General features: G+C 68.6%; 11 protein-coding genes and 1 pseudogene. 5 read left to right on the top strand and 7 right to left on the bottom strand.

Annotation, left to right across the window (positions count from 1 at the left end; all coding sequences use genetic code 11):
• From ACFOY2_RS06485 to ACFOY2_RS06465, 5 genes and pseudogenes are all read right to left on the bottom strand, one after another.
• A pseudogene (locus ACFOY2_RS06485) lies at positions 1–284 on the bottom strand (hypothetical protein); the annotation flags it as partial.
• Positions 257–1072, bottom strand: a complete 816-nt coding sequence (locus tag ACFOY2_RS06480) for an MvdC/MvdD family ATP grasp protein (RefSeq protein ID WP_379526986.1) — start codon at positions 1070–1072, stop codon at positions 257–259. The gene ACFOY2_RS06480 and the pseudogene ACFOY2_RS06485, both read right to left, overlap by 28 nt.
• Before the next feature lie 5 nt (positions 1073–1077).
• Positions 1078–1344, bottom strand: a complete 267-nt coding sequence (gene tgmA / locus ACFOY2_RS06475; RefSeq protein ID WP_379526985.1) for a putative ATP-grasp-modified RiPP — start codon at positions 1342–1344, stop codon at positions 1078–1080.
• Positions 1341–1511 (bottom strand): hypothetical protein, encoded by a 171-nt coding sequence (locus ACFOY2_RS06470; RefSeq protein ID WP_379526984.1) that lies wholly within the window; start codon positions 1509–1511, stop codon positions 1341–1343. The genes tgmA and ACFOY2_RS06470 overlap by 4 nt, the downstream gene beginning before the upstream one ends.
• Positions 1512–1698: 187 nt before the next feature.
• Positions 1699–2103 (bottom strand): hypothetical protein, encoded by a 405-nt coding sequence (locus ACFOY2_RS06465; protein ID WP_379526983.1) that lies wholly within the window; start codon positions 2101–2103, stop codon positions 1699–1701.
• A 78-nt stretch (positions 2104–2181) separates the two neighbouring features.
• Here ACFOY2_RS06465 and ACFOY2_RS06460 point away from each other — a divergent pair, with 78 nt between their 5' ends.
• Together ACFOY2_RS06460 and ACFOY2_RS06455 are read left to right on the top strand one after the other, a co-directional pair.
• The gene (locus ACFOY2_RS06460) at positions 2182–2520 is read left to right on the top strand and encodes a helix-turn-helix domain-containing protein (protein WP_379526982.1); all 339 of its coding nucleotides are present in this window, start codon (positions 2182–2184) and stop codon (positions 2518–2520) included.
• Positions 2520–3539, top strand: coding sequence for an XRE family transcriptional regulator (locus ACFOY2_RS06455; RefSeq protein WP_379526981.1), 1020 nt, complete (start codon positions 2520–2522; stop codon positions 3537–3539). Before ACFOY2_RS06460 ends, ACFOY2_RS06455 begins: the two co-directional genes overlap by 1 nt.
• A gap of 27 nt (positions 3540–3566) precedes the next feature.
• On the opposite strand, the gene ACFOY2_RS06450 is transcribed toward ACFOY2_RS06455, so the two are convergent.
• Positions 3567–4796 (bottom strand): class I SAM-dependent RNA methyltransferase, encoded by a 1230-nt coding sequence (locus tag ACFOY2_RS06450; protein WP_379527009.1) that lies wholly within the window; start codon positions 4794–4796, stop codon positions 3567–3569.
• An 86-nt stretch (positions 4797–4882) separates the two neighbouring features.
• Between ACFOY2_RS06450 and ACFOY2_RS06445 the strand changes: the two genes are divergently transcribed.
• Positions 4883–6538 (top strand): alpha/beta hydrolase, encoded by a 1656-nt coding sequence (locus ACFOY2_RS06445; RefSeq protein ID WP_379526980.1) that lies wholly within the window; start codon positions 4883–4885, stop codon positions 6536–6538.
• Here ACFOY2_RS06445 and ACFOY2_RS06440 read toward each other — a convergent pair.
• Positions 6507–8552, bottom strand: a complete 2046-nt coding sequence (locus tag ACFOY2_RS06440; RefSeq protein WP_379526979.1) for an APC family permease — start codon at positions 8550–8552, stop codon at positions 6507–6509. The two genes, ACFOY2_RS06445 and ACFOY2_RS06440, sit on opposite strands and share 32 nt — an antisense overlap.
• Before the next feature lie 103 nt (positions 8553–8655).
• Between ACFOY2_RS06440 and ACFOY2_RS06435 the strand changes: the two genes are divergently transcribed.
• Positions 8656–9321 carry a potassium channel family protein gene (locus ACFOY2_RS06435; protein ID WP_379526978.1) on the top strand — a complete coding sequence of 222 codons (666 nt, stop codon included), beginning with the start codon at positions 8656–8658 and terminating at the stop codon, positions 9319–9321.
• The gene (locus ACFOY2_RS06430; protein WP_357804698.1) at positions 9321–9980 is read left to right on the top strand and encodes a potassium channel family protein; all 660 of its coding nucleotides are present in this window, start codon (positions 9321–9323) and stop codon (positions 9978–9980) included. Before ACFOY2_RS06435 ends, ACFOY2_RS06430 begins: the two co-directional genes overlap by 1 nt.
• The last annotated feature ends 69 nt before the right edge of the window (positions 9981–10049 follow it).

Below are 10049 nucleotides of genomic sequence, written 5' to 3'. Positions count from 1 at the left end.
CAGGCTGCCCTCGGCTTCATTTCGGTTGCTGCGACAACCGAACGGTGAAGGTCTTTCACCTCCACTCGGTTACAAGGCGCCTCGTGGCGCACGATGAGCAGGTCGTACGGGGCGCGACGCTCGTAGCCGTGCAGGCCATCGCCCTGCACAAGGAAGGGCATGTATCCGGCGATCGTGAGCGCGGTCTTCGCCCGGTCGGCGATCACCGGGTCGTACTCGATCGAGGTGACGGCACCGCTGCCGAGCCGGTGGCACATCAGCGCCGTGGAGTAACCGGTGCGCACAGCGCCGTCTGGACGGCGGGAGGCACGTCGATCGGGGTGTGCACGAGCTTGGCCCAGTCGCCGCGGCGCCAGTCGAGTGCCCCGTCCGGATTGGTGATCTCGTGCGCGAACACGTGGTCGCCGACCACCGTGACACGGGCGTCGCTGGTCTTGGGGATCTCGGCCTGGAACAGGTGGGCGGTGACGGCGACTGATTCATCCACGTCGGCCGCGTCGATGCGCTGTGTCCAGATGGCAGCTACCTCGCCGCCCGGTGCGGAGGGGACGCCGCGGAACGACTTGTAGATGATCGGGCCGTGCTGGGCGGCGAAGTCGCGGACCGCCTGCGGGTCGTTGGTGATCAGGGTTGCGGGCACCTCGAATCCGACGTCGATCGCCGTCTGCAACTGCGCGGGTTTGACGTCGGCGCGCTCGTTGGCTGCGGGGTGGTTGACGTACCGGCAGCCGGGCAGCGCCGCCAGCAGCCCTTTCAACCCGTGCCGGGCTTCGGCCCTGGCGAACTCACGCGCCTGCGGCTCCAACTCGTCGAAACGCCACAAGGAGGGGCGGCGGTGGTAGACCGCCCGCACGTCGTCCAGCGCGACCTCACGGCTCGCGGTGCGCAACCGGCCGGCCCAGCCCGGCAGATCGGCCCCGCCCTGGGCGCTGAAGGTCAGGCCGAGTCCGATGTCGGCCGGATCCACCCGGGCCACCGGAGCGCCGCGCTCGTTCAACTTGGCGATGACGAGATTGGCGGTGACGTCCTCTTCACACGTGATCACCATGACGGTGCCCGGGATGGATCGCACAGGCGTCAGTCCTTTTCGGTGTCGTTTTCCGAGTCGTCTGCCACGTTGGGGCCCTTGCCGTCACCGTCCGGGGGCTTCGACACAGTGACCGAGGTGTAGGTCCTGCTTGACCCGTCGCCCTTGGCGTCGATCGGCTGCCCGTGCTCGTCGAGGAACACGGTGAGCTGGGTGTCCGGGTCGAGCCTGGTTTTCACCCACGGCAAAGGCGCTGCCGGTAGGTGTGGTGTCGCGCGGGTGAGGCCCCACGGCCTCGGCCGTGACTGGGTTGTCATGTTGTTCCTCCCTTGTGAGGTGGTGCTGTGCCGGGGGTGTCCGGCGCAGCCGGTGTGGTTTCTCCGGTGTGGTCGAGTTTCTGCATCAGCTTTCTGAGCCAGGCCCATCGCCATTCCAGCGGGCCGTCTGGAAGCTGCCAGAAGGGGTGGGCGATGTAGGGGTCCAACGCGGCTCCTTCGGGTCGTGGGCGAGGCCTGCTGCGGCAGCGGGCGAAAGTGGGGCTGTGCGCCGATGTCGCGGCTCCGCTGGTACGTGGATCTCCAGCACCGCAGCGGTGACCGCCAGGTCCAACGTGTTGCTGCTGAGGGCGATGCGTTTCCGACTCTTGATGTATGCCTGAAAGATGGCGTTCATCATCGCTCTCCGCAGCGGAGAAGAGACGACTGCCAGGCCAGGGTGGCGGCGAGTGCGATCGCGTCCGACTGCCGAATGGTCTTGAAGACGCCCGCCCTCACCAGCGCAGGGGTCAGCTCACAACACAGCGTGGCGACCCAGCAGGCCGCGCCGGCCACATCCTGCACGAGGTCGATGTTCCAGGCCGGATACGTATTGCGAAGCACCGCGAGCTGACGATCCCGAATGTCCAGCCGAAGCCATTCCCGTATCACGTCGGTGCCCTGGAACGTATGCGGGTCAATTGGGGCCATCTCAATCACCACCCCGAGCTCACCGATTGAAATGCGATCAATGCCGGAAATCACTCTTGGGGCCTTTCTGATCAGGGGTTTCACTTCGCCCTGCTGAAAGCGGAGCGCCATACAGTGTCATACTGAAAGAGTTCGGGGAGACATCCAAGAGGGTGAGTGTTGGATTCGCACATTCCAACAACCCCAACAATGAGGAGGTTGATCCGAATGCCTCGCCGCCCTGACGCCGTGGATCCCACCGCTTCCCCTTGGCACTTGCTGGGTGCTGAGCTTCGGCATTGGCGCGATGAGGTGTGCAACCTCAACCTGCGCGAAGCGGCAGGAAAAGCACTATGCGACCATGGCGATCTGTCCAAATGGGAACGCGGTCTCGTCCGTATACCGACGGACGTGATTGACCGCTTGGACGACCTATACCGGGCCAACGAGAGACTTGTGGCACTCTATGCCGCAATGTCAGAGTTGGACTGCTACCGCATGGGTAGGGTTGTTAGCGCAGATCCCTCATCTAGTGACGAGGATGACTAGTGGAACGGCGTGCCGTGATGCAGATCCTCGCCGCTATCGGTGCGGGAGCCGCGATCCCACCCGGCACTTGGGACGCATTGTTCTCAGGCGTTGAGCGGACGATTTCGGGGCGCAGTGGCATCGACGTGGACGATTGGGCAGAGATCATCTGGGAGCATGATTTCGCCTACTACACCAACCCACCCGGCACCGTCTTTCAGACGATCGCAAGCGACTTCGCCGAGGTCTCCACGGTCCTCAAACGCACGTCATCGGCCACGGCCCGCTCTGGCCTGCTGAGGGTCAGTGCCCAACTCGCGGTTCTCATGGGTATGGAGCTGAGCGACCTCGGCGATCAGGGAGCCTCCCTGCGGTCCTGGCGGTTGGCTCGCCGCGCTGCCGACGCCACAGGCGACCGCGAATTGCGTGTGTGGGCCCGGGGCTGGGAAGCCGAGTACGGGTTCTGGGTCGGTCGGCCGGCACCGGTCGTGGCCAAGCTGACGAACGACGCCATCGAAATCGCCGATGGCGTGCCATCCCGGAGCCTCGCCGAGGCCCACATGGTCCAGGCTTTCTTGCTTGCGTCTCAGGGCGACAAGGAGCGCACACACGCCGCACTCGGCGACCTACGGCGGACGTTCGATGCCCTTCCGGACTCGGTGGACAGCGACCACACATCACCGCTGTGGTCCTTCCGGGCGTGGGCGCAGTCCTGGGCGCTGGGTTACCCGTACGCCCTGATCGGAGAGACGCGGGAGGCGGTCGACGCAACTGAGCAGGCCCGCACTCTGTGCCCGCCTGCGTTCCATGGCAATGTGGCGAATCTGTCGCTTGTGCACGCCCTCACCCAGACGCGGGATCGCGACGTGGATCAAGGGCTGCAGCAAGCCATCACTACGGCTCAGGCCTGGCCGATCAGCACGATCCGGAGTCGCATCATCGGTCAGATGCTCGACGGCTTGCCAGAGAAGGGTCGAGCCCTGGATGCCGCCCGGGAACTGCGCGCCTTGACGGCCGGGCCGACCGGCACCGGCGAGTAGCCCCATTCAACGAACGGGTGCTCGCCGCTACTCCCTGACCAGCAGGGCCACGCACTCCACGTGGTGGGTCATCGGGAAGGCGTCGAAAGCCCGCAGTTCGGCGAGCGGGTAGCCGCGTTCGGCGAACCAGGCGAGGTCGCGGGCCAGTGTCGCCGGGTCGCAGGAGACGTAAACGATCCTCGACGCCTCCAGCGAGCAGATGCGCTCCACCACCTCGCGCCCCAGCCCCGCCCTGGGCGGGTCGGCCACCACGACGTCGGCGCGTTCGATCTGGAAGCGGTCGAGGGCCTCCTCCACCCGGCCGCGCTCCACCTGGGCCTGCGGCAGGTCGCGCAGGTTGGCGCGGGCGTCGCGGACGGCGGCGGCTTCGGACTCCAGCCCGAACACCGCCCCCTCCTCCCCCACGGCCTCGGCCAGGCCGGCGGCGAACAGGCCCACCCCGCAGTACAGGTCGAGCGCCCACTCCCCCGGCTCCGGCCTGGCGTAGTCGAGCACCACGTCCAGCAGTGTCTCGGCGGCCCCCGGGTGGACCTGCCAGAAGCCGCTCCCCGCGACCCGGAACTCCCTGTCGCCTGCCTGCTCGTGCAGCACCCCTGACCCGCGTCTCGGCACCGTGCGGCCCTTGCCCTGGTTGAGCAGGATCGAGGCGGGCGCGTCGAGGTCGGGCACGGTGACGGTGCGCCGCGGCCTGGGCGTGACCACCACGGCCCTGTCGCCGCCGGAGGAGGCGATGACCTCGATGCCGGATGCCCCCGGCCAGTCGTAGCTCTCCGCTCCGACCGCCTCCACCTCGGGATGGGCGATCAGGCAGGCGTCCACGACCTGGATGTCGTGCGAGCGGTGCTTGCGGAAGCCCAGTTCGCCTGTCGGGTTGGCGGCGAACTGCACCCGGGTGCGCCAGCCGAGCCCGTCCTTGGCGCCCGGCACCTCCTCCACGACGACCTCGCGTTCGATGCCCGCCAGCCGGTGCAACTGCTCGGCCACGACCTGGGCCTTGAGCCGCCGCTGCGCCTCAAGGGTGGCGTGCTGCCAGTCGCAGCCGCCGCAAAGGCCGGGCCCGGCGTACGGGCAGGGCGGGACGACACGGTCGGGCGAGGCCTCCAGGATCTCCACGGCGTCGGCCCGCAGGAACCGGGACGTCTCCTCGGTGATGTCGGCGATGACCCGTTCGCCGGGCAAGGCGTGCCGAACGAACACCACCCGCCCTTCATGGCGCGCCACACACCAGCCGCCATGGGCGACCGGACCTACCGTCAGCTCAAGAGATCCCTGTTCCACATCGGACACCTTATGCCCTGGGCTGGATGGCTACTTTCCGGCTTGATCCATTACTGTAAGTGGACGTGGGCGAAGGTCGGGTGGTACGACGGCGGCTCGGTTTCGGCGGGGCGCTGCTGGCCACGCTGTTCGCCTGCGCCTCGCTGACGCCGTCGTTGCTGCCGCGCACCTGGTTGAACCAGGGGGTGATGAGCGCGGTCACCGCCATTCTCGGCTACGCCGTCGGCGCGGGTTTCGGGGCGCTGGGCCGGGCGGTGATCCCGTACCGGCTGCCGGAGCGGGGGCGCGGGATCGCCTGGCGGGTCATGATCGGCGGCTGTGTGGCGCTGGCGGCGGTGGCGCTGTGGTACAGCGTCCAATGGCAGCGGGAGTTGCGGGCGCTCATGGGCATGGACACGCGGATCACGTGGTTCCCGCCGTTGATCCTGGCCGTGGCCGTCGCGCTGTTCGCGGTGGCCCTGCTGCTGGCCAGGCTCGTCCGATTGGGCAGCCGCAAGCTGATCGCCTGGCTCGACCGGTACGTCCCCGTCTCCGTCGGCCGTGCCGTGGGCGTGCTCATCATCGCCTTCCTGGTCGTGGTGTTCGCCAACGGCGTGGTGTTCGACGGGTTCGTCGCCAGGATGAGCGACGTCTCCTCGGTCGCCAACGAGGGCACTCATCCCGGCGTGCGCCGGCCCGCCTCCGCGTACGTGTCGGGCGGGCCCGGCTCGCTGGTCACCTGGGAGTCGCTGGGCAAGGAGGGCCGCCGCTTCACCGCCACGGCCGCCACCCCCGCACGCCTGACCGCCTTCTCCGGACGTCCGGCGGCCCAGCCCATCAGGGTCTACGTCGGCCTCGACGCCACCACCTCGCCGCAGGCGCAGGCCGCGACGGCGGTGCGGGAGCTGGAACGCACCGGCGCGTTCAACCGTCCTGTGCTGGCCGTGCTCGGCACGACGGGCACCGGCTGGGTCGATCCGCGCATCGCCGACTCGCTGGAGTACCTCTACAACGGGCGTTCCGCCATGGTCGCGGTGCAGTACTCCTACCTGCCGAGCTGGCTGTCGTTCCTGGTCGACAGGCACAAGGCGGCCGCGGCCGGCAGGGTGCTGTTCGAGGCGGTGCGCGCCAGGGTGGCCAGGCTGCCCGCCGCCACGCGGCCCAAGCTGGTGTTGTCGGGCGAGAGCCTGGGGGCCTACGAGCTGGAGGGGTCCTTCCGTGACCTGGAGGACATGGCGGCGCGGGCGGACGGGGCGCTGTTCGTCGGCCCGCCGAACGCCAGCCCCATCTGGCGTCACCTTTCCGCCAACCGTGACCAGGGCAGCCCCGTGTGGCGGCCGGTCTACCAGGGCGGCAGGACGGCCAGGTTCGCCCAGCACGCCGCCGACCTGTCCCGGCCAGGCGGGCCGTGGCCGGCCCCGCGCGTGGTCTACCTGCAGAACGCCTCCGACCCGGTCGTCTGGTGGTCGCCGGAGCTCGTCTACAGCAGGCCGGCCTGGCTGGAGGAGCCACGGGGGCCCGACGTGAACCCGCAGATGAACTGGTTCCCGCTGGTGACGTTCTGGCAGGTGCTGGCGGATCTGTCGGCCGGGCTGTCCGTGCCGCCCGGCCATGGGCACCGCTACGGCGCCGACATCGCCGACGGCTGGGCCGCCGTCGCGGCGCCGCCTGGCTGGGACGCCGGCGACACCGGCAGGTTGCGCACCCTGATCAGCGGGCGTTCATCTGCTCCTCGTCCTTGATCCCCTCGTGCCACGGACGGCGCACCGAGCCGGGCGCGAAGGGCTCGGGCCTGCCCTTGAGCCGGTCGGAGGAGTGGAGCTGCCACGGCACGCTGGTGACCATGACGCCGGGCTTGAACAGCAGCCGCGCCTTCAGCCTGAGCGCGCTCTGGTTGTGCAGCAGGTGCTCCCACCAGTGGCCGACCACGTACTCGGGGATGAACACGGTCACCACGTCGCGTGGCGAGCGTCTGCGCAGCGTCTTGACGTAGTCGAGGATCGGCTGCGTGATCTCGCGGTACGGCGAGTCGAGCATCTTCAGCGGCACCGGGATGCCCCGCCGCTCCCACTCCTCCTGGAGCTGGCGCGCCTCCTCGCCCTCGACGCCCACGGTGACGGCCTCCAGCGTGGACGGCCTGGTGGCGCGGGCGTAGGCGAGCGCACGCATGGTCGGCTTGTGCAGTTTGGAGACCAGGACGACGGCGTGGTTGCGGGCCGGCAGCATGACCGGCTCCTGGTCCTCGGTGATCTCCAGCTCGGCCGCCACGTTGTCGTAGTGGCGCCTGATGCCCTTCATCATCAAAAACAGGATCGGCATCGCGATGCACACGATCCACGCCCCGACGAGGAACTTCGTCAGCAGCACGACCACCAGCACCAGCCCCGTCATGATGGCCCCGACGAAGTTGATCACGCGCGAGCGCTGCATCTGGTGGCGCGTCCTGAAGTTGGTCTCGGTCTTCAGATGGCGGGTCCAGTGGATGACCATGCCGGTCTGGCTGAGGGTGAAGGAGACGAAGACGCCGACGATGTAGAGGTTCAGCAGGCGGCTGACGTCGGCCTGGAAGCCCCACAGCAGCAGGCAGGCGCCGAGCGCCAGGATGATGATGCCGTTGGAGAAGGCGAGCCGGTCGCCGCGGGTGTGGAGCTGGCGGGGCAGGTAGCGGTCCTGCGCCAGGATCGAGCCGAGCACGGGGAAGCCGTTGAAGGCCGTGTTGGCCGCCAGGAACAGGATCAGCGCCGTCACCGCGGAGATCGCGATGAACATCAGCGACCCGCTGCCGAACACCGCGTCGGCCACCTGGGAGATGATCGGCTGCTGGTAGTAGCCGGGGCCGACGGGGGTGCCGTCCGGTTTGAGCAGGTCGTGGGCGACCACCGAGGGCTCGGCGATCTTCACCCCGGACGCCAGGCCGAGGGCGATGATGCCGCCGAACATGGTGATCGCGACCAGGCCCATCATCAGCAGCGTGGTCGCGGCGTTCTTGCTCTTGGGTTTACGGAAGGCGGGCACGCCGTTGCTGATCGCCTCGACGCCGGTCAGGGCCGCGCAGCCGGAGGAGAACGCGCGCAGGATCAGGAACGCCGCGGCGAAGGCCGTCAGGTTGGCCTGCTCGGGCTCGATCGTGAAGTCGGCGCTCGGCGCCCTGATCTCGTCGCCCAGCACCAGCAGCCGGAACCCGCCCCAGACGATGAGGCCGAGTACCGCGATCATGAACGCGTAGGTGGGGATGGCGAAGGCGGCGCCGGACTCGCGGATGCCGCGCAGGTTGACCACCGTAAGCAAGATCACGATGATGATGGCGATGGTGGGCTTGTGCTGGCCGACGAACGGGATCGTGGCGCCCACGTAGTCGACGCCGTTGGCCACCGAGACCGCGACGGTCAGCACGTAGTCGACCATGAGGGCGCTGGCCACCGTGAGCCCGGCGTTCTTGCCGAGATTGGTCGTCGCCACCTCGTAGTCGCCGCCGCCGCTGGGGTAGGCGTGCACGTTCTGCCGGTAGGAGGCCACGACCGTCATCATCACGACCACGACGGCCAGCGCGACCCAGGGGCTGTAGGCGTAGAAGGAGACGCCGGCCAGAGAGAGGATGACCAGGATCTCCTGAGGCGCGTACGCCACTGACGAGAGCGCGTCACTCGCGAAAACAGGGAGTGCGATCCGTTTGGGGAGGAGTTGCTCGTGAAGCTGCCCGCTACGCAGGGCGCGCCCCACGAGCAAGCGTTTGACAAGATCCGTTACCTTCGCCACGTAACGAGATGCTAGCCCCATACCCTGGTCCTAAACGCGTCGCTCCCCCCTGGGGCCATACTGTTGTCCAGTAAGAGGCCAGGCCGCGAAGATGCGGGGGGAAATGCATATAGTGATCATGGGATGTGGCCGGGTCGGATCGACCCTGGCCCACATCCTCGAAGACAGCGGCCATTCCGTCGCCATCATCGACCGCGACCCGCAGGCGTTCCGGCGGCTTCGCGCCGGGTTCCGCGGGCGGCGGGTAACGGGTGTGGGCTTCGATCGCGACGTGCTCACCGAGGCCGGCATCGAATCCGCCACCGCGTACGTCGCGGTCTCCAGCGGCGACAACTCCAACATCATCTCCGCCCGGGTGGCCCGCGAGACGTTCGGCGTCGACAACGTGGTGGCCCGCATCTACGACCCCCGCCGGGCCGAGGTCTACCAGCGGCTGGGCATCCCCACGGTGGCGACCGTACGCTGGACGGCCGACCAGATCCTGCGCCGCATCCTCCCCGAAGGCGCCGAGCCGCTCTGGCGCGACCCCACGGGCACCGTCGTCCTGGCCGAGGTCACCGTGCACACCTCCTGGATCGGCACCCGCGTCGTCGACCTCGAAGGGCGCGTCAAGGTCCGCATCGCCTTCATCAACCGCATGGGCGAGGCCCTGACCATCTCCGACGACACCGTGGTGCAGGAAGGCGACGTACTGCACGCCATCGCGGCGGAGAACGACATGGACCGGATCAACAAGGTGCTCGCCGCGGCACCGGAAGAGGACCACTGATGCGCGTCGCCATCGCCGGAGCGGGCGCCGTCGGCCGTTCGATCGCCTCCGAACTCCTCGAGAACGGCCACGAGGTCCTGCTCATCGACATCGACCCCCGCGCCATCAAGATCGACAGCGTGCCGCGGGCCGAATGGCTGCTCGCCGACGCCTGCGAAATCGCCTCCCTCGACGAGGCCGGCCTCAACAACTGCCACGTCGTCGTCGCCTCCTCCGGCGACGACAAGGTCAACCTCGTGGTGTCGCTGCTGGCCAAGACCGAGTACGGCGTGCCCCGCGTGGTGGCCCGCATCAACCACCCCAACAACGAGTGGCTCTTCAACGAGTCCTGGGGCGTCGACGTCGCCGTCTCCACCCCGCGCCTGCTGAGCGCGCTGGTCGAGGAGGCGGTCAGCGTCGGCGACCTCGTCCGCCTGATGACCTTCCGCCAGGGCCAGGCCAACCTCGTGGAGCTCACCCTGGCCGAGGACGCCCCGGTCGTGGGCCAGCGCGCCGGCTCCGTCCCCTGGCCCACCGACGCCGCCCTCGTGGCCATCCTGCGCGAGGGGCGGGTCCTGGTGCCCACGGCGGACGATCCTCTGGAGGCCGGGGACGAACTGCTGTTCGTGGCCAACCAGGAGGTGGAGCAGGAGCTCGCCCACCTGCTGTCCCAGCACTGAGGGCCCCCAGGGTCAGCCCCCGTTCAGGACGGGGTTGCCGCGCAGGCCGCCGTCCCCGCAGGCGACGAC

This window comes from Nonomuraea purpurea (assembly GCF_042650645.1).
In the GTDB taxonomy this organism is placed as follows: domain Bacteria; phylum Actinomycetota; class Actinomycetes; order Streptosporangiales; family Streptosporangiaceae; genus Nonomuraea; species Nonomuraea purpurea.
The sequence above is the reverse complement of the archived record's forward strand: the minus strand, read 5'-3'. Positions and strand labels throughout refer to the sequence as shown.